At 49.7% G+C, this 18,828-nt stretch carries 15 protein-coding genes and 2 pseudogenes; 6 read left to right on the top strand and 11 right to left on the bottom strand.

The window, feature by feature from the left end; genetic code table 11:
* Nucleotides 1-142 precede the first annotated feature (142 nt).
* Nucleotides 143-591 (top strand): annotated as a pseudogene (locus tag M988_RS21155) (copper resistance protein).
* A gap of 288 nt (nucleotides 592-879) precedes the next feature.
* Nucleotides 880-1,617, top strand: coding sequence for a peptidoglycan DD-metalloendopeptidase family protein (locus tag M988_RS21160; protein ID WP_048797549.1), 738 nt, complete (start codon nucleotides 880-882; stop codon nucleotides 1,615-1,617).
* Nucleotides 1,618-1,650: 33 nt separating this feature from the next.
* Here the strand turns inward: M988_RS21160 and M988_RS21165 are convergent, their stop codons facing one another.
* From M988_RS21165 to silC, 7 genes are all read right to left on the bottom strand, one after another.
* Nucleotides 1,651-1,839, bottom strand: a complete 189-nt coding sequence (locus tag M988_RS21165; protein WP_033567140.1) for a DUF2933 domain-containing protein — start codon at nucleotides 1,837-1,839, stop codon at nucleotides 1,651-1,653.
* A gap of 40 nt (nucleotides 1,840-1,879) precedes the next feature.
* Nucleotides 1,880-4,327, bottom strand: a complete 2,448-nt coding sequence (silP, locus tag M988_RS21170) for an Ag(+)-translocating P-type ATPase SilP (protein WP_064575666.1) — start codon at nucleotides 4,325-4,327, stop codon at nucleotides 1,880-1,882.
* A 144-nt stretch (nucleotides 4,328-4,471) separates the two neighbouring features.
* The gene (locus M988_RS21175) at nucleotides 4,472-4,912 is read right to left on the bottom strand and encodes a DUF411 domain-containing protein (protein WP_000758228.1); all 441 of its coding nucleotides are present in this window, start codon (nucleotides 4,910-4,912) and stop codon (nucleotides 4,472-4,474) included.
* 86 nt (nucleotides 4,913-4,998) lie between these two features.
* Nucleotides 4,999-8,145 (bottom strand): Cu(+)/Ag(+) efflux RND transporter permease subunit SilA, encoded by a 3,147-nt coding sequence (gene silA / locus M988_RS21180; RefSeq protein ID WP_039187497.1) that lies wholly within the window; start codon nucleotides 8,143-8,145, stop codon nucleotides 4,999-5,001.
* A 10-nt stretch (nucleotides 8,146-8,155) separates the two neighbouring features.
* Nucleotides 8,156-9,448 carry a Cu(+)/Ag(+) efflux RND transporter periplasmic adaptor subunit SilB gene (silB, locus tag M988_RS21185; protein WP_039187496.1) on the bottom strand — a complete coding sequence of 431 codons (1,293 nt, stop codon included), beginning with the start codon at nucleotides 9,446-9,448 and terminating at the stop codon, nucleotides 8,156-8,158.
* Between the two features lie 113 nt (nucleotides 9,449-9,561).
* The gene (cusF, locus tag M988_RS21190; RefSeq protein WP_009654303.1) at nucleotides 9,562-9,915 is read right to left on the bottom strand and encodes a cation efflux system protein CusF; all 354 of its coding nucleotides are present in this window, start codon (nucleotides 9,913-9,915) and stop codon (nucleotides 9,562-9,564) included.
* A 28-nt stretch (nucleotides 9,916-9,943) separates the two neighbouring features.
* Nucleotides 9,944-11,329 carry a Cu(+)/Ag(+) efflux RND transporter outer membrane channel SilC gene (gene silC / locus M988_RS21195; protein WP_038633711.1) on the bottom strand — a complete coding sequence of 462 codons (1,386 nt, stop codon included), beginning with the start codon at nucleotides 11,327-11,329 and terminating at the stop codon, nucleotides 9,944-9,946.
* A gap of 189 nt (nucleotides 11,330-11,518) precedes the next feature.
* Here silC and silR point away from each other — a divergent pair, with 189 nt between their 5' ends.
* The 4 genes from silR (at nucleotide 11,519) to copM (ending at nucleotide 14,845) form a co-directional block, all read left to right on the top strand.
* On the top strand, nucleotides 11,519-12,199 hold the full coding sequence (gene silR, locus M988_RS21200) for a copper/silver response regulator transcription factor SilR (RefSeq protein WP_038633715.1): 681 nt from the start codon (nucleotides 11,519-11,521) through the stop codon (nucleotides 12,197-12,199).
* Nucleotides 12,192-13,667, top strand: a complete 1,476-nt coding sequence (gene silS / locus M988_RS21205) for a copper/silver sensor histidine kinase SilS (RefSeq protein ID WP_032433718.1) — start codon at nucleotides 12,192-12,194, stop codon at nucleotides 13,665-13,667. The genes silR and silS overlap by 8 nt, the downstream gene beginning before the upstream one ends.
* A gap of 250 nt (nucleotides 13,668-13,917) precedes the next feature.
* Nucleotides 13,918-14,349, top strand: a complete 432-nt coding sequence (gene silE / locus M988_RS21210) for a silver-binding protein SilE (protein WP_000790483.1) — start codon at nucleotides 13,918-13,920, stop codon at nucleotides 14,347-14,349.
* A 145-nt stretch (nucleotides 14,350-14,494) separates the two neighbouring features.
* Complete coding sequence (gene copM, locus M988_RS21215) at nucleotides 14,495-14,845, top strand: CopM family metallochaperone (protein ID WP_008455279.1); 351 nt, start codon at nucleotides 14,495-14,497, stop codon at nucleotides 14,843-14,845.
* Between the two features lie 99 nt (nucleotides 14,846-14,944).
* On the opposite strand, the gene M988_RS21220 is transcribed toward copM, so the two are convergent.
* The 4 genes and pseudogenes from M988_RS21220 to M988_RS21235 all read right to left on the bottom strand — a co-directional run bounded on the left by M988_RS21220 (nucleotide 14,945) and on the right by M988_RS21235 (nucleotide 18,816).
* Entirely contained in the window at nucleotides 14,945-15,610 is a 666-nt protein-coding gene (locus M988_RS21220; RefSeq protein ID WP_039187491.1) for a recombinase family protein, read from the bottom strand.
* Nucleotides 15,611-16,481: 871 nt separating this feature from the next.
* Entirely contained in the window at nucleotides 16,482-17,345 is an 864-nt protein-coding gene (locus M988_RS21225; protein WP_046360943.1) for a RepB family plasmid replication initiator protein, read from the bottom strand.
* Between the two features lie 549 nt (nucleotides 17,346-17,894).
* A complete protein-coding gene (locus M988_RS22720) occupies nucleotides 17,895-18,560 on the bottom strand; it encodes a hypothetical protein (RefSeq protein ID WP_064575668.1) in 666 nt (221 codons plus the stop codon).
* Nucleotides 18,548-18,816: pseudogene (locus tag M988_RS21235) on the bottom strand (hypothetical protein). The gene M988_RS22720 and the pseudogene M988_RS21235 overlap by 13 nt, the downstream one beginning before the upstream one ends.
* Between the last annotated feature and the right edge of the window lie 12 nt (nucleotides 18,817-18,828).

The raw sequence follows: 18,828 nt of genomic DNA on the forward strand, positions 1-18,828 counted from the left end.
CTAACACACCTTAAGAAACAAATTCATTACAATCGTGTAATGTACGCAACTGTATTACATTTACGTCATCTTCCCCACAGGTTGATTATTTTTATATATGATCGTGATGACATCTTTTATGTACCTAAGAAGGTAATTACACATGAATATATTAATTACGACCACTGCGTTTACAGCTTTATTTTGTGGGGCAGCTTTTGCTCTGCCCAGTGATATTTCCCATGAAGCACATCGATTCGTGAATAATGCCTCAGCCGTCAGTCATGTGAATTCATCGACGCATGAAAACTTGCCGGACAGGGTTAATAAAAACAACACGCCCTCATTCTCTGAAATGAATGAACATGAAAGGGCCATTGTTGCTCATTCATTTATGAACAACAGCGCGTCCTATGCACATCAAAAAATGATTGAGGAACATAAAAAATGCTGTCCGGCAGTGATGCAAATTCAAAGACCTCATCTTCTTCTTTTAACGAACTGAATGTCGGCGAGAAAGCCGCCCTCGTGCATGAGCAGGTCAATAATGCCGGTGCGGAAGCACATCAGACGCAGGCAAGAAAGCTTCGCGGACTGTATTCATCAAGGTAACTGCAGGCGGGTTATTGCTCAGCGTCGGGTGCGCAGCAGGGTTTTACTGGCGGGTTACGTAGCAGGACATGAGCCCCATATTGCTCTGCCGTAACCTGTTTCAGTCCCGTTAATCATCACCGTCGGGCTGGTCATACAGTTCCCAGAGCTTCAGGAACAAACGGGAAACAAGGTATGTTACAAAAATGCCGAACATCAACGGTGCTCCCGATTAACTGACGGATGACACGTCTCCTGAAAACCCCTAGCATACGCCGCAGTGTTCATGCTAACGGCGAATTCCAGCAAATGTATTCTACCGATATCGTAAAAGAAAATGCTTACCTTTCAGCCTCCCGCTCGGGGCTGGAATCGAACGAGATCGCTACCCTTCAGCGCTCTTTGCCTTCCCGGTTTAATCTTCGGCATTTGAAAAAAAATGAATCATTAAAACTCGTACTGCAAAAGAAAGCGGGAAAATCACGTGTAGTGGCCTATAAATTTACGTCCGGTTCATTTAATTACACGGCGTATCGTATATCCGACAAAAAATTCTATAACCTTTCCGATACTTCCGGGAAAGGCAGTCTCGATTATCCGTTACCGGCCACAGCAAGACTCAGTTCACCTTTCAATCCTGCAAGACTTAACCCGGTATCGGGAAAAGTGAGTCCCCATAATGGCATTGATTATTCCATGCCCATGAACACTAAAATAGTCAGCGTCATCGACGGAAAAATCACCCGGACCGAATACAACAGTACCATGGGATATTTTGTTGAAGTAACGGGAAAAGCCGGTGTTAAAACTCGCTATCTCCACCTCAATAAAATACTCGTTACTAAAGGGGCCAGGGTTACCCGGGGAGGCGCTATTGCGTTATCCGGTAACAGCGGACGTTCATCCGGTCCTCATCTGCATTACGAGCTGGTCATCAATAACAATCCTGTTAACTCACTGGCGTTCCGGGCAGCGGCACCCGCTGATAACAAACTCGAACAGCATGCCTTTGCGCATGCCAGAGACTACGAACGATACCTGGACTGATAACGGGACCGCGACGCGGCCCCGTTTGCCGAATTAATTTTTTTTATCGTTCCCACCATCGTGATGTTGGTGATCTCCATGCCCGTGGAAAAGATGCATTAGCGGGCAGACCAGCAATAACAGATATGGCCAGTAACCTGCCACATGTGACCAGTGTTCGCGCAGGAGGGCAAAAGCCGCGATCGCGGCGACAGCAATAAGCGCATAGGTGGTACTTTTCATACTGGACTCCTTCTGTTCGTAACAGACCCTTCACTCAGAGTTATTTCCCGAGCCTGACACTTTTCAGACGCAACGCATTCACAATGACGCTGACGGAGGAAAGAGCCATGGCCGCTGCCGCAATAACTGGCGACAGCAGTATTCCATACACAGGATAAAGCAGACCTGCAGCCACAGGCACGCCAAGTGCGTTGTAGATAAATGCAAAAAACAGATTCTGTCGGATATTTTTCATGGTGATCTCTGACAGATGACGGGCCCTGTTCAGTATCATCAAGTCGCCTTTGAGAAGGGTGACTCCGGCACTTTCAATTGCCACATCTGTACCCGTTCCCATGGCTATACCCACGTCAGCCGCTGCCAGCGCCGGGGCATCATTCACACCGTCTCCGGCCATCGCAACCACATGGCCAGACGCTTTCAGTCGGGTTATCACTGCTTTTTTGCCATCCGGCAGAATTCCGGCTTCAACCTCATCTATTCCCAGTTTCCGTGCGACTGCTTCAGCAGTAAGCTGGTTATCCCCGGTGAGCATAACAATGCGGATCCCCGCCTGACGCAAAGCTTTAAGCGCATCCGGCGTGGTTGCTTTCACGGGATCCGAGATAGCTATCAGGCCTGCAAGGTGCCCGTCTGTGGCCACATAGATAACGGTAGCGCCTTCCATCCGCAACGTATCCGCAACGGCCTTTTGATTATCAATAACGATACTGTTTTCCTGCATAGCCAGTTCATTACCGATAACAACCCGTTGACCTTCGACATCGCCTGAGACACCTTTACCCGACGGCGCATCAAAATGAGTGACTGCGGGTATTGCGATCTCCTTTTCCTGTGCTGCTTTAACTACTGCCATACCCAGCGGATGTTGCGAGCCTTTTTCCACTGCGGCCGTTACACGTAAAAGAGATGTTTCCCCACCCGGATTGAGACTGATAATCCCTGTCACCGTAGGCGAACCTTCCGTGAGCGTGCCTGTTTTGTCGACAACCAGCGTGTCCACTTTTTCAAGACGCTCAAGGGCTTCGGCATTCCTGATTAACACCCCGGCCTGGGCTCCTTTGCCTACCCCCACCATTATCGACATCGGTGTGGCCAGCCCCAGTGCGCAGGGGCAGGCAATAATCAGGACCGACACAGCCGCAATCAGACCGTGCGCCATCCTGGGCTCGGGGCCCCAGACAGACCAGATCACGAAAGCAACAACCGCGATAAGTATCACCAGAGGAACAAACCAGCCTGAAACGCTGTCAGCCATTCTCTGGATGGGGGCACGCGAACGCTGTGCATCAGCGACCATCTGAACAATTCGTGAGAGCATCGTTTCATCACCGACTTTCTCTGCACGGATGATAAGACTACCTGTCTGATTAATCGTCCCCCCAATGACAGGGTCACCCTTCGTTTTGGTAACCGGCATAGACTCCCCGGTCACCATCGATTCATCAACGGTTGTTTTGCCTTCGATCACGATACCGTCGACCGGAATACTCTCTCCAGGTCTGATGCGGAGCTTATCGCCAGGCAGGACATCTTCCGCATTAATATCCGTTTCATGACCGTCATGATCCAGCCGTCTGGCGGTTTTGGGGGCAAGGTTCAGAAGCGCAGTAATGGCGCCTGAGGTTTGTTCCCGTGCCCGCAGCTCAAGAACCTGTCCCAGCAGAACAAGCACCGTAATAACTGCTGCGGCTTCAAAATAAACGGCCACCAGGCCATCCATGTTTCTGAACGATGCAGGAAACCAGGAGGGGAAGACGGTTGCAATGACGCTGTAAACCCAGGCTACGCCGGTCCCCATTGCAACAAGGGTAAACATATTCAGGGAGCGGTTACGTAACGACATTCCGGCCCGGGCGAAGAATGGCCAGCCACACCACAACACGACAGGGGAGGCCAGAAGCAGCTGCAGCCATGTGTTGTACTGTGGCGGTACTATATTCCTCAAGTCGGGAAACAGATGAGATCCCATTTCGAGTACCAGAACCGGAAACGCCAGCAACAACCCCAGCCAGAAGCGTCTTGTCATGTCGTGAAGTTCATCACTCGGCCCCGTGGATGCCGTAGCTACGAGCGGCTCCAGTGCCATTCCACAGACAGGACAGCTTCCGGGACCACTGCGGCGTATCTCCGGGTGCATCGGACATGTCCACACACCTTCAGAATTCTCTTTTTCCGCCTGGTGGTGAGGCTGTTTTATCTGATCAGGGCTGACTTCGTGATGATCGTGGTGATGGTGATGGGAATGTTCACTGGCATCTTCGGTAAGATAACGATCGGGATGGGCTTTAAATTTACTCTCACAGCTGGCGGAGCAGAAATAAAGTTGATGGTCCTGGTATCGAATGCTGCTGTGCGCCCTGTCGGGCAGGATGGCCATCCCGCACACGGGATCTCTCACCTTATGCAATACGTGGCCCTCGTCCGGGGATAATGTCTGCTCAGAAGCAGTCTGGTTGTTGTGTTGCACTGCATTGTCATTTTTCACAGTAACTCTCCTTATGCATACCGAAGCATCTTCTGTCTTCAGGGTATGTCATGTCTTCAGGGTATGTCATGGATGCGATTACCACGAATATCGCCGGCACAGGAGTGCCTGCTACCGGCGTCCCGTTATCAGCCGTTCCGCTGACTATTCGATTCGCTGGAAGACTTTTTTACTTCCATCCGGTGAGAATGCGATAACATCGTAAGCCTCTTTTCGGGCTCCCATCTCCATTCCAGGACTTCCTGCTGGCATACCGGGGGTGGCGAGACCGTATATACCCGAACCAGACTGCATTGCCTTATGTATCGTTGTCGCAGGCACATGGCCTTCAATGATCAAATTACCGGCAACCGCGGTATGACAACTTCGTAGTCCTGCAGGAATAGCATGCTTTTCTTTCAGGGCTGACAGCGCCTGATCATTCATGACGTGAGTTCGTACTTCAAACCCGTCTTTTTCCATCGCTTTGCCCCACAGGGAACAACAGCCACAGTTTTCAGATTTGTACATATCAATCACTTTTTCACTCGCCATCGCGGGTAGTGAAAGGCCGAGAGCCAGCGCCATTAGAACCACTTTTTTCATACTCACCTCTGTATATTATCGATATAAACCCTGACGTCAGGGTGAATCAGTAAAGAAGGACACCCACAGGGGGTGCCCTTTCAGGTTCAGGACACGCTTTTTTTATGTCTGCGCAGCCAGATTAATTTGTAGGCGGCAGGAATAATGAACAGGGACAGCAGCGGAGCCGTGATCATCCCACCAATCATGGGTGCCGCGATACGGCTCATGACTTCTGAACCTGCACCGGTTCCCCAGAGTATTGGCAGCAGACCCGCAATGATCACCGCCACGGTCATGGCTTTCGGCCGGACACGCAGTACGGCACCATGATAGAGGGCTTCATCAAGGCCTTCCGGTGTGAACGTCTCTTTACGGGACAATTCCGGGTGCGCTTCAATGGCATGACGCAGATACATCAGCATGACCACGCCAAACTCTGCTGCCACCCCGGCCAGGGCGATAAACCCGGTTCCGGTCGCCACTGACATATGGAAGCCCTGCCAGTACAGGAACCATATCCCGCCAACCAGGGCAAACGGCAGGCTCATCAGGATCAACAGGGCTTCATCAACCCTGCGGAATGCCAGATATAACAGGATGAAGATGATCATCACCGTCATCGGTACCATCAGTTTTAATTTCTTATTGGCGTGCTCGAGTAATTCAAACTGTCCTGAGAATGCCACACTGGTCCCCGGTCTCAGTTTCACTTTCTCACTGATGGCCGTCTTAATATCGTTCACCACCGACACCATGTCCCTGCCGCGGGCATCAACATAAATCCAGCTGGCTGGCCGGGCATTTTCGGTTTTCAGCATGGTTGGTCCGGAAACGACCTTAATATCGGCAACATCGCCCAGCGTAATTTGCTGCTTCATTGGGGTCAGGATTGGCATCTCTCTCAACGCCTGCGGACTGTTACGGTAATCCTGCGGATAGCGAATGTTAATAGGGTACCGGGCCACGCCTTCAACCGTCTCACCCACCATAGCCCCACCGATTGCTGAAGAGACGAACAGCTGGACGTCGCCCACAGTCATCCCGTACCGGGAAGCTTTTTCCCGGTTAATGTCCACATCAATATAACGTCCACCTTCCAGTCGTTCAGCCAGTGCGGAAACCACACCAGGTACGGTTTTAGCGACTGCTTCGATACTCTGTGCTGTTACATCGATATCCGACAGAACAGTACCCGATACCTTAATACCTATCGGACTTTTAATGCCGGTTGAGAGCATATCAATACGGTTACGGATAGGCGGTACCCAGAGGTTGGCCAGACCCGGTAAACGGACGGTCCTGTCGAGTTCTTCAATAATCTTGTCAATCGTCATGCCTGGACGCCACTGATCCTCAGGTTTCAGTTGGATGGTGGTTTCCATCATTTCGAGCGGAGCAGAATCCGTGGCGGTCTCAGCCTTACCGGTCTTGCCAAAAACTGAGGCCACTTCAGGCACCGTTTTGATTAGTTTGTCCGTGGTCTGTAAGAGCGCAGCAGCTTCTCCAGGAGACACGCCAGGTAACGTTGACGGCATATACAACAGGTCACCTTCGTTAATCTTCGGTAAAAACTCGCCGCCCACCTGACTCAGTGGCCAGATAACAGTGAAAATGGATAAAGCCGCAACCAGCAGGGTTGTTTTTGGCCAGTGTAGTACCCTGAGCAGTAACGGGTGATACGCTTTAATCAGCAACCGGTTCAGTGGGTTACTGGTCTCAGCAGGAATTTTCCCGCGGATCCAGAACCCCATCAGAATAGGGATAACAATGATTGCCAGTATGGCTGCACCCGCCATGGAATACGTTTTTGTAAAGGCCAGCGGACCAAACAGACGCCCTTCCTGCCCTTCCAGGGTAAAAATAGGAATGAACGATAATGTGATAATCAGCAGGCTGATAAACAGCGCTGGACCCACTTCAACGGAGGCGTCAGTGATAACCTTCCAGCGGGTGGCATTATCAATCTGTTCCCCGGGATGCTGATGGTCCCACTCCTCAAGCCGTTTATGCGCGTTTTCGATCATGACGATGGCGGCATCCACCATCGCTCCGACGGCTATTGCAATCCCTCCCAGCGACATAATGTTGGCATTCAGCCCCTGGAAGTGCATAACAATGAAGGCGATACACAGGCCAAGTGGCAGAGAAATAATCGCCACCAGGGCAGAACGGACATGCCAGAGGAACAGTGCGCAAACGACAGCAACAACGATAAACTCTTCAAGAAGCTTGTAACTGAGGTTGTCAATCGCGCGATCGATTAACTGGCTGCGATCGTATGTCGTTACGATCTCCACTCCTTCAGGCAGGCTGGCCTTCAGCGTGTCCAGTTTATCCCTCACCGCCGTGATGACTTCGCGTGCATTTTTGCCCGAACGCAGGATCACCACGCCGCCAGCGACTTCGCCCTGACCATTAAGCTCAGCGATACCACGCCGCATTTCCGGCCCCATTTGTACGCGGGCAACATCACGGAGGTAAACAGGTACTCCGTTTTCCCCCGTTTTCAGGACGATATTTTTAAAATCATCAATAGTCTGAAGATAACCGCTGGCCCGGACCATATACTCTGACTCAGCAATTTCAACAGATGAGCCACCGGCTTCCTGGTTAGATGAGCTAAGAGCTTGTTTTACTTCTGGCAGGCTGATGCCGTACTGCGTCAGTTTTACCGGGTCAAGCTGGATCTGATACTGCTTAACCACGCCGCCTACGGATGCAACTTCAGCGACATTAGGAATGGTTTTCAGTTCAAATTTCAGGAACCAGTCCTGCAGAGAACGAAGTTCTGACAGATCGTGTTTTCCGCTGTGATCGACCAGGGCATATTCAAATATCCAGCCCACCCCCGTGGCATCAGGGCCAATCTCAGAACTTACGCCGGCAGGCAGTTTTCCCTGAACCTGATTCAGGTATTCCAGGACTCGGGACCGGGCCCAGTACAGATCAGTGCCATCTTCAAAAATGACATACACATACGAATCCCCGAACTGTGAAAAACCACGCACGGTTTTTGCGCCAGGCACGGATAGCATGGTGGTGGTAAGTGGATAGGTGACCTGGTTTTCTACAATCTGCGGGGCCTGGCCGGGATAGCTGGTTTTGATAATGACCTGTACATCTGACAGGTCAGGCAAGGCATCGACCGGCGTGTTAATAATCGTCCATGTACCCCAGATGCTGAGAAACAAGGCCCCCATCATGACCAGGAAACGGTTGGCGACAGAGCGCCGGATAATCCATTCAATCATCGTCGTCTCCTCAGTGCCCTGAATGCATATTTACAGGCTGGTCAGACACTGCTGGCATACTGCTTTCTGTTTTTTCAGGGTGGCGCATACGTTCCAGCGCGCCCGTAATATTGGCTTCGGAGTCAATGAGGAACAGGCCACTGACCACCACGATATCGCCTTCATTCAGGCCGGAACCGATGCCGGACTGTTGCTGTGATTCATGCAGAACGTGGATCTGTTTCGGCACAAACTTGCCTTCATCATCAACAGTAATCACACGCTGTTCTTTGCCAGTATCGATAACGGCCTGGCTTGGTATCAGCAGCATCTCCTGGCTCTTGGTATTCAGTTTCAGATAGGCATTCATGCCCGGTTTCAGGAGTTCATCTTTGTTAGTGACCTGCAGACGAACCTGCAGCGTGCGGGTTGTCTGGTCCACACTCGGCAGAATGTTCCATTTTTCGACATGAAACGTTTTATCCGGATATGCCGGGACCGAGATTTCAAATTGCGACGTATCTTTCAGCAGATAGGCAATTGATTCAGGAACTGCGGCACTGATCCAGACCGGATCCATCCCCTGAATCTGCGCCACTACTTTATCTTTCGAAATATTCATTCCGGTACGCAGGTCAAACGCTGTAATAACACCGTCTATAGGAGCTTTAATGGTAAAACGGGTCTGGATGCTCCGGGTAGAACGCAGTCTCTGAATATCCTCTTCCGGCATACCTGCCAGGCGAAGCCGTTCCAGAACGCCTTTAATTTGCGTGGAAGTACCGCCGGTGCTGGATAACAAAAGGAATTCACTCTGTGCTTCCACCCAGTCCGGAATGGTAATATCGATAAGTGGCGTACCCTTCTTCACATGATCGCCAGTCGTCATGGGGTAGACTTTTTCGACAAACCCGTCAGAACGCGCCTGCACAATAACAAACTGATACTCGTTATAGCTGACATTAGCCGGGATTGTCTGGGAATAATTCAACATACCACGCGTGACTTTTTGCGTTTTTAATCCCAGGTTCTGAACCTGAGTTGGATCAATACGGATCCCGCTACTGCTGCTCTCGCCGCTTTCATCAGCATATTTAGGCACCAGGTCCATATCCATAAAGGGAGATTTTCCGGGTTTATCAAATTTGGTATCCGGTTTCATTGGGTCATACCAGAAAAGCACCTTTCGTTCCGGTGCCTTTTGTTCTGTTTTTTCTGTCTTTTGTGCTGAGTTTACATACTGCCAGGCAGTAACCGATATCAGCCCCCCTGCTATGAGGCTGCTGATAATTATTGCAGCATATTTTATCTTTAAAGAAGCCATACAATTTTCCGCTAAAAAATCAAAACACCTGGCATATGCGCCTGACGGTTAACTCACACATATACCTATGTGAATGTACAGGCGCACAGGATGTAATCGCTCCGGACAGCCAATCAGGACTGCGTCACGTTAATGCTTTTAAGTAAAGAAATATTACCCTGCTGAATAAACGAGAAATCAACGTGGCTGCCAGTTTTCAGGGCATTAATAGCGTCGTCTGCATTAACAAAAGTGAAGCGCATGGTCATTGCAGGCCAGCCCACATCAGGGATAGCTTCGTGCGAAATGGTGATTTTTTTACTATTCATATCAATGGCTTTAACGACACCGGAGCCCCTGATAACCTGCTGTACCGAAGCGTCACTGGCAGCATTCATATCACCATGCTGATGTGTTTCAGCATGAAGACCGGCAGAAAATATGACAGAGAAGGCACCAAATAAAACGGCTTTAAATGAATTACGCATTTTAAATTTCCTGATTAATTAAATAAATTTACTCTACCCAACCGCCACCCAGTGCGGTAAACAGATTAATTTCGTTAACCTGCCGGGAATAGGTAAGATCGAGAATGGTTTGCTGCGTAGCGAAGAGAGAACGCTCTGCATCCAGCACTTCAATGTAACTGACAGCACCACTGGAATATAATCCTCTGGCACGCTGGAGAGTTATCTGAAGTGAATCAAGATAACGCTGCTGTGACTCAAGTTGCTGGCTAAGGCTGTCGCGCAGCGCAAGCGTGTCGGAAACATCCTTAAAGGCTGACTGAATTTTTTGTTCGTAATTAACCACCGACTGTTGCTGGCGAATTTCAGCCAGCTTCAGATTGGCTTTATTCCTGCCAGCATTAAATATAGGAATTTCAATTTTAGGGATAAAATTCCACATTCCACTTCCTGACGTAAACAGGCTGGACAGCTCCGTACTGCTTGCGGAAAGACCACTGGTCAGGGTAATTGAGGGGAAAAAGGCCGCTCGCGCTGCGCCAATATTGGCATCAGCCGCTTTCAGCTGATATTCCGCTTCCATAATATCCGGTCGCTGCAGCAAAATTTGTGAAGACAGATTTGGTGGCAATTTTACTGGGGCTATCTCCCCGCCTTTCATCCCTTTTTCTGACGGAAGTGCGCGGTACGTTCCCAGCACCAGTTGCAGGGCATTGTTTGCCTGAGCCAGATCGCCTTCTCGTTTGGCTATTTCGGCGCGGGTACTTTCGATTTGTCCTCGCGCCTGTTCAAGTGCCAGAACGTTCGTACTCCCGGTCACGAGCTGCTGCTCAACGAAAGCATAGGACTGTTGATAATTTTTCAGCGTTTCCCGCGCAATACGAAGTTGTTCGTACGCCAGTTGCTGGCTGAAATAGCTTTGTGAAACGTTGGATACCAGAAGGATGTGTACGGCCCGACGGGCTTCTTCGCTGGCAAAGTAGTTCTGGCGATCAGCATCACTCATGTTCTTAAGTTTGCCGAAAAAATCGAGCTCATAACTGAACTCCAGACCTGCGTCGTACTCCTGTGTGGTCGGCTTGTCACCTTTCAGACCACCGCTGTATGTGATCCCGGATGAGGCATTCAGCTGGGGATAACGATCTGCATCCGTGACGTTGAACTGGGCCCGGGCCTCTTCAACCTTCAGTGCAGCCATTCTCAAATCACGGTTATTAGTCAGGGCTTCAGTAATCAGCCGGGTGACCTGGGGATCGACAAAAAAGTTACGCCAGCCCGTATCCTGATAGCCATTCACCGCTGGCGTCAGGCTGTTACGGGACAGTGAAAACTGCTGGGGTACCGGTGCTGCCGGACGCTGATATTCAGGCGCCAGAGAGACACAACCAGCCAGAATGAAGATTGTGCTGATGCTGAGTAGTTTTAATTTGAACATATTGCTTCTCGTCCAGGCAGACCTGGTAAATGGTTCAAATGAAGTTCAGAGTATTACCAGGGTTACTTTACAGAATGCACTCTGTTTGTCGGGTGACAGAATAATGACAATGTTGTCATTTTTACGGTAATTCGTTGATTACGATCGTGGGCGCAATAGAATGACATTAGCAGCCAGACGGGGAGCAAGATGAAAATATTGATCGTCGAAGACGAAATTAAAACAGGTGAATATCTCAGCAAAGGGCTTACAGAGGCAGGGTTCGTAGTGGATCACGCTGATAATGGTCTTACCGGATATCATCTCGCCATGACAGCCGAGTATGATTTAGTCATTCTGGACATCATGCTGCCTGATGTGAACGGCTGGGATATCATCCGCATGCTGCGCACTGCCGGAAAGGGTATGCCGGTCTTACTACTGACGGCCCTCGGCACGATCGAACACAGGGTCAAAGGACTGGAACTGGGTGCGGACGATTATCTGGTTAAACCCTTTGCGTTTGCCGAACTGCTGGCCCGGGTGAGAACCCTTCTGAGGCGGGGAAACGCGATGATCACGGAAAGCCAGTTTAGGGTGGCTGATCTCTCGATGGATCTCGTATCCAGAAAAGTCAGTCGCGCCGGAAACCGCATTGTGCTCACCAGTAAAGAGTTCAGCCTGCTGGAATTTTTCATTCGCCATCAGGGCGAGGTTCTTCCCCGCTCCCTGATTGCCTCTCAGGTCTGGGACATGAATTTTGACAGCGACACTAACGCGATTGATGTCGCCGTAAAGCGACTCCGCGCTAAAATAGACAACGATTACGGGACAAAGCTGATCCAGACTGTCCGGGGCGTGGGCTATATGCTGGAGGCCCCGGATGCATAGCAAACCTTCCAGGCGCCCTTTCTCACTCGCCCTGCGGCTGACCTTTTTTATCAGCCTGTCCACGATACTGGCTTTTATCGCCTTCACCTGGTTTATGCTGCATTCTGTTGAAAATCATTTTGCCGAGCAGGATGTCAGCGATCTTCAACAAATCAGCACTACCCTGAACCGTATACTGCAGTCCCCGGTGGATCCGGATGAAAAAAAAGTAAGCAAAATAAAGGAGTCGATTGCCAGCTACCGCAACGTTGCCCTTTTGCTCCTCAATCCCAGGGGGGAAGTGCTCTTTAGTTCAGCGCAGGGGGCGGCACTACACCCGGCCGTGAATTCCGCAGATTTTAGCGAGCACAGCCGCGCACGGGATGTCTTTCTCTGGACGGTGGAGGATCCTGCGAGACCGATGGATACCGGGTCTGAAATGAAGATGGAAACATACCGGATTATCGCCTCCTCTGGCCAGGCGATATTTCAGGGCAAACAGCAGAATTATGTCATGCTGACTGGCCTCTCCATTAATTTCCATCTCCATTACCTCGATGCGCTGAAAAAAAATCTGATTGCGATCGCCGTCGTGATAAGCCTGCTGATTGTTCTGATCATTCGCATCGCTGTCCGTCAGGGGCACCTGCCCCTTCGTAATGTCAGCAATGCCATTAAAAACATCACCTCCGAGAATCTTGATGCGCGGCTGGAACCGACACGCGTTCCCATTGAGCTGGAGCAACTGGTTATCTCGTTCAATCATATGATTGGAAAGATTGAGGACGTCTTTACCCGCCAGGCCAATTTCTCTGCCGATATCGCGCATGAGATCAGAACGCCCATCACCAATCTGGTGACGCAGACTGAAATCGCACTGAGTCAGGATCGAACCCAGAAGGAACTTGAGGATGTCCTCTACTCCAGTCTTGAAGAGTATAACCGGATGACCAAAATGGTCAGCGACATGCTGTTTCTGGCACAGGCGGACAATAACCAGCTTATACCTGACAGGGTCCGTTTTGACCTCAGAGCAGAAGTCATGAAAGTCTTCGAGTTTTTCGAAGCCTGGGCCGAAGAACGCAATATCACGCTCAAATTTAACGGGATGCCCTGCCTGGTTGAGGGAGATCCACAAATGTTCAGAAGAGCGATCAATAATCTGTTATCCAATGCCCTGCGTTATACCCCGGAGGGACAGGCCATCACCGTCTCAATAAGAAAGCAGGAGAGCTTTTTTGACCTTGTGATTGAAAATCCAGGGAAACCGATCCCTGAAGAACATTTATCAAGGCTGTTTGACCGTTTTTATCGGGTGGATCCATCCAGACAACGAAAAGGAGAAGGCAGCGGCATCGGCCTTGCGATTGTGAAGTCAATCGTGGAAGCACATCACGGAAGAGTGCAGGTGGAATCAGACGTACGCTCCACGCGTTTTATCTTATCCGTGCCCAGACTGGAGAAAATGATCCCGGAAACCCAATGCTGAAAATAAAGATGTAAATGACAAAGATGTCATTAGCCTGTCATGCAGCAAACAGAAGCCATTCGATATAATTAGTGCAACTTATCAGGAAGGCTGGATTGCTTCATCAATACCCGGCGTCAGAGTACGCCAGGAAATGAATATCCAGCCCTCTTCCGGAGAAATAAACGCTGCCGAACTTGTTTCAGTTATGGAACTGAAAACACCGGTTGTACTTCCCCGGACATCACTAATTCAGAAATGGAGAGTTATCATGAAAAATATCGTATTAGCATCTTTGCTGGGCTTTGGTTTAATTTCATCGGCCTGGGCCACTGAAACCGTGAATATCCATGATCGCGTCAACAATGCACAGGCTCCTGCTCACCAGATGCAGTCTGCTGCGGCTCCTGTCGGGATCCAGGGGACTGCTCCTCGTATGACCGGTATGGACCAGCATGAACAGGCCATTATTGCTCATGAAACCATGACGAACGGCTCGGCGGATGCGCACCAGAAAATGGTGGAAAGTCATCAGAAGATGATGGGAAATAACACGGTATCCACGACCGTCCCGTCAACGTCTTACGCGGCGATGAATGAGCATGAAAGAGCAGCGGTTGCCCATGAATTCATGAATAACGGGCAATCCGGCCCACATCAGGCCATGGCCGAAGCGCACCGCCGCATGATCAATGCAGGCTGAATGCGACGGTAGTATCCGTGCTGTTACCTTTTCCCTGATAGATTATTCCTTTACCGGATTTGTTGCTTCTTTTTGCCCCCGCCAGGGGGCTTTTTTAACTGACTCAGCTACAATTTACCGGTACCTACCTGAAAGGAATTTTTATATGAAAATCAGAAACAGCCTTTTTGTTATATTAATGTTATCCCTGCCCGCCATTTCCGCCGAACATTCGGACATGAAAATGTCTGATATGTCCTCATCGGCATCGTCACAGGAATATATGGCAGGCATGAAAGACATGCATGCCAAAATGATGGCCGCCGTTAATGAGTCCGATCCCGACAAGGCGTTTGCAAAAGGTATGGTTGCTCACCATGAAGGGGCAATCGCCATGGCTGAGACCGAACTTAAATACGGAAAAGATCCCGAAATGAGAAAGCTTGCGCAGGACATCATAAAAGCTCAGAAAGGTGAAATTGAGCACATGAATAAATGGCTCGACAGCCAAAAATAATATTTGTATTACCGCTTCTGTAAGCGTATTTTTACATCACTCCCGAGATCGGGACCCTGTTAACCGTAAAATAATGAAACTCCGATTAATTTCGGGGTTTCATTTTAATATTAAAGCAACATCAGATTCCGACTGTGATTCTAAGCATCCTTTATTAGTTTTGCATACGCGAATAACGGTCATTCTTGATACACCTGCCAGTCGCGCCGTTTCATTTATGGATTTACCGTTATGTAGCCGTAAAGTTGTTATTAACTCGTGTTTTGCCATATCAGGTTGCCGTCCGGCATATTTCCCTTCCTGTCTGGCTTTTTCTACACCTTCTTTCTGTCGTCGGCGACGATCCTCATAATCTTTACGAGCGATAGCGGCCAACATATCGAGCATCATACAATTGACAGCCCTAAGCATACTTCGTGTAAAGTTGTCTGAAGCCGCATGAGTAAGAGCTATATGACTGGTTGGAAGGTCAAGACTGATAACTGACAAGTCCTTCTCAAGCATTCTACGCTTCAGTGTGTCCCAGTCTTCATCGCTAAGACGCGACAACCTATCGACCTGCTCTATCAATATCACATCCCCTGACTCCATATCAGAAAGCATACGGGTAAGCTCAGGACGGTCAAGCGAGGCTCCAGAGGCATTCTCAACATACCAACCGGCAATACGTTGTCCATGATGAGTTGCAAATTCCTTCAGCCTGTTTTTTGCGCGAAGAGCGTCTTGCTCAATTGTAGATGCCCGAAGATAAGCATAAATGTACATTTTCTCACCACTGGTAACTTTTAAATGGTAACAATTATAGGGGTACCTTTTAAATGGTATCATAACAGGATTTTCGAATTTAGTTAGATAGTATCATTAAGGGATACCTAAATGTGGCTGGCTGACGCGCCCTCCGGGCTTGTCTAACCCCCTCACCAGTCCAAAAGCGAGTTTTGAACGGACACGGGGTTTTTGAGACGGAATGTATATACCCGAGATAAGAAAAAATAATTGAAAGTACCTTCAACCGCAAGTGGCGGGCCCCATCCGAGATAACTCTAACCACATACAAAATCTTGGATAGGTGGCGGAAAGGTTTGAATACATGCGCGTAAGCGGCTCTACGACCCGCTAACGCGGAGATACACCCCGACTGCGGCTAAGCCTTGTCGTGGTCACTCCGACCGCATAATGAAGCTCTCACATTGCTTTAAGCGGGTTTAGCTTTGCAGGGGTGGGATAGGGATTGGGGATACCTATCAGAACAGAGCGGCTACGCCGCGTCACCGGCGCCGGTGACTTACAGAGCCTTATTAAACATCAGCAGGCGCCTCCATGCCGCAAAGCGGCATTCAAAGCTTGGCTGCGCACTGCTCGCCAACCTGAGTACTGAGGAAATCATGTTGATCTGGTGTAGTGGGTCGAAGTGGGAATACAAAATGGGAAAGGTGGGCCGAAGCGGGAAGTATTGATAATGACCTTGAAGGAAACCAGATAGCAGTAGGGTCCGTAAATCCCAGTGTATGGGAAAGAAAGCCTGCATCCCACTAGGACACACCCGTTATCTGAGGGCTTGTGCCACATCTAACAGAAATTCCCACTCCCACACACTCAATTCGTTCTTCCTACTTCAACACACCTAACTTTCGTTTCAAGGTTTTAAATTTGCAGAACGCCGGTGGATCATTACAAAAGTTTCTTTACCCTTTTTAGTGATGCTATGTTCCAGATAACCAATTTCCTGCAGTTGGTTAAGTGCGAGCTTAATGATACGGTTTTGCTCTTTTACTGGAGATAACAATGACAGTCTGTCGCGTATCCTTTTAAACGATATGGGCACTGGATTTGTTGGTAGGCTTTCGATGAAGGTATATAGCGCCTGCGCTGCCTCTTTACGAGTAAGGGCATTTATGGGTTTATACCGGAGTAATACCGTGTAATCAGTTTGATAGAGTTCCCACAATCGATGGTCCGCTTCTAACACAACCTGATCTCGCTCAAAGTCCAGTTCACCGGTTTTAAGTAAGCCTGTTACTGATACTTTTTTTGGCCCATCCGTGCCATTCCTAGTAAAAGTAATTGTTTTCCCACGAATGCGGGTAAGCGCATCTGAAATGCTTTTACGAAGACGAGAATCAAATCTTTTCGATTCAAACCGGCACATTCCCGCGAACTCATGAAAGGTAAGCTTAACACTGTTAGTGTTAAGCCCATATTTGCTGAATGCTTCAATGATCCCGACCCAGACTTTGAAGTCAACGGCCATGCTCAGCCGTTCGCCAGTAATGCGTATGTCGTCGTAACCTTCACGACGAGAATATTCAAGATCCTTAAACACTGAACTTGCGTCAATTGACGTTTGTAGCCCTTTTGCGGGTCTGCTGGATGGGACAAAAACGTTAAGTCTCATCAGTGCGACTGGCTGAACAGTTGCCTTACTTGTCACTGTGAGTTTGTTGTGTTCAACTTCAGAATCCTGGCCTAGAACCTCGCCAATAAAAACCTTTCCGGTCATATAGTTATATCCGTATCAGCAGTTTTGTGAATCATGGGTTATTCTTCCCACTTTGACACACCATTTTTCCCAATTCTACCCACCTTTTTCCTGTTTTGACACACGATATCCCCACTGGGACCCACCTTTTTCCCGTTTCGACACACCAAGATGCCCTGAGAGGCTTGCTATCAAAAGGCTCAGCGTAAGTGGGATCAGTTTGGATCTATTTGGACTATATAGGGTAAGTTATTGGATCTATTAAGTGGATATGTGGATAAAAATAATGTCTACGCCAGGCAATAACGAGTTTCATAGCTTCAGGAGGCCCATAGTGCTTTCTCGCTTCACCGACTCTCATCCTCTTCTGTCAGCTTGCTGTCGTGATACACTGCCCCAGACAACGCACAGACCATAACCCCTATCGCAAATGCGAGAACCGCCATAAAGACCACGTTAGTCAGTATCAGGGCGATACCGGATATAATGAGACTACATCCTGATATGAACGTGCTGACCCAAGACATTTCTTTAAGTGACTCGCTGTACCTTTTGATAAAACTTACTTAGTTATTGTTCTTCGTCTTCGCTCGGACGAGTCGGGGTTAGGTCGGCTGGCCACTGAACATCGATGACATCGGTTTGAGTGGGACTTTCATTAATTTGTACGCGTATATCTAACCCCGCGTCATGGCATGCTTGTAGCCACGTGGCGACCTGTAAAGGGTCCCCCTCGAGGCGGCTCATTTGTCCAGCGGCGTTCCACAGCTGCAGGCAAGTTGAGCCATCAAGACGGATGACATAAACCCCACGCCAACCGGTATGCCGGTTACCGTCAAGCTCAACGGGGATGTCTAATGGCGTTTCCTGCGTGGATTCCGTTGGGCGTGATCCCCTCAGCGGGAGCACTCTGACTTCGCTTGCCCGACGCTCGGCTTCACAGCGGTTTTGTTCCTCGATGAGCAGAGGCTCGGCAAGTTCCCGACCTGTCTCGGTTAATTCCACGGCCAGCTGCAAGTTGGATGCCCGCAGGGTACGCAGCCAGCCTGCGGTTTCCATCCGTCGGCAGGAGGCGCGCAGGTTGGGTCCATAGACCGGAACCTCTCCACCCTGCGCCAGCAGATGCTCTAAATCTCGGGTACGGACGCGGTGTGTCCCCCGCTGTTCCATTGCAGCCAGCACAATCAGCACCCGTCGTTGCAGCGGCGACGGCCCGCGGGAGGTTACTGCTGACATGCGCGGTGTTCTGCTATCGTGGCGCGCAGGAGCATTTCAGAGAACCGCAGATGGTCCCTGTCGGCGACGTCGTCTGGGCACGACCCGCCAGCGCCAGACAGTACCAGAGTTCGATGGCGCTGCGTGCGCGGGCAATCTCCGCATCGGTATCGTTGCAGTCCGCACGGTTTGCCCGTTCAAGACATGCGTTAATGAAGTCTTCCGTATCGCCGGTCATCGTTTCATAGCTGAGGCGAAAGTATACTTTTTCATCCATCCTGCATGCTCC

It is taken from the genome of Hafnia paralvei ATCC 29927 (genome assembly GCF_001655005.1).
GTDB classification, from domain to species: Bacteria; Pseudomonadota; Gammaproteobacteria; order Enterobacterales; family Enterobacteriaceae; genus Hafnia; species Hafnia paralvei.

Excerpts from the sequence above, each read along its gene's own strand:
- M988_RS21160 (WP_048797549.1), top strand. The coding sequence starts at position 880 with ATGTATTCTACCGATATCGTAAAAGAAAATGCTTACCTTTCAGCCTCC.
- M988_RS21165 (WP_033567140.1), bottom strand. The coding sequence starts at position 1,839 with ATGAAAAGTACCACCTATGCGCTTATTGCTGTCGCCGCGATCGCGGCT.
- M988_RS21175 (WP_000758228.1), bottom strand. The coding sequence starts at position 4,912 with ATGAAAAAAGTGGTTCTAATGGCGCTGGCTCTCGGCCTTTCACTACCC.
- silA (WP_039187497.1), bottom strand. The coding sequence starts at position 8,145 with ATGATTGAATGGATTATCCGGCGCTCTGTCGCCAACCGTTTCCTGGTC.
- silB (WP_039187496.1), bottom strand. The coding sequence starts at position 9,448 with ATGGCTTCTTTAAAGATAAAATATGCTGCAATAATTATCAGCAGCCTC.
- cusF (WP_009654303.1), bottom strand. The coding sequence starts at position 9,915 with ATGCGTAATTCATTTAAAGCCGTTTTATTTGGTGCCTTCTCTGTCATA.
- silC (WP_038633711.1), bottom strand. The coding sequence starts at position 11,329 with ATGTTCAAATTAAAACTACTCAGCATCAGCACAATCTTCATTCTGGCT.
- silR (WP_038633715.1), top strand. The coding sequence starts at position 11,519 with ATGAAAATATTGATCGTCGAAGACGAAATTAAAACAGGTGAATATCTC.
- silS (WP_032433718.1), top strand. The coding sequence starts at position 12,192 with ATGCATAGCAAACCTTCCAGGCGCCCTTTCTCACTCGCCCTGCGGCTG.
- silE (WP_000790483.1), top strand. The coding sequence starts at position 13,918 with ATGAAAAATATCGTATTAGCATCTTTGCTGGGCTTTGGTTTAATTTCA.
- copM (WP_008455279.1), top strand. The coding sequence starts at position 14,495 with ATGAAAATCAGAAACAGCCTTTTTGTTATATTAATGTTATCCCTGCCC.
- M988_RS21220 (WP_039187491.1), bottom strand. The coding sequence starts at position 15,610 with ATGTACATTTATGCTTATCTTCGGGCATCTACAATTGAGCAAGACGCT.
- M988_RS21225 (WP_046360943.1), bottom strand. The coding sequence starts at position 17,345 with ATGACCGGAAAGGTTTTTATTGGCGAGGTTCTAGGCCAGGATTCTGAA.
- M988_RS22720 (WP_064575668.1), bottom strand. The coding sequence starts at position 18,560 with ATGTCAGCAGTAACCTCCCGCGGGCCGTCGCCGCTGCAACGACGGGTG.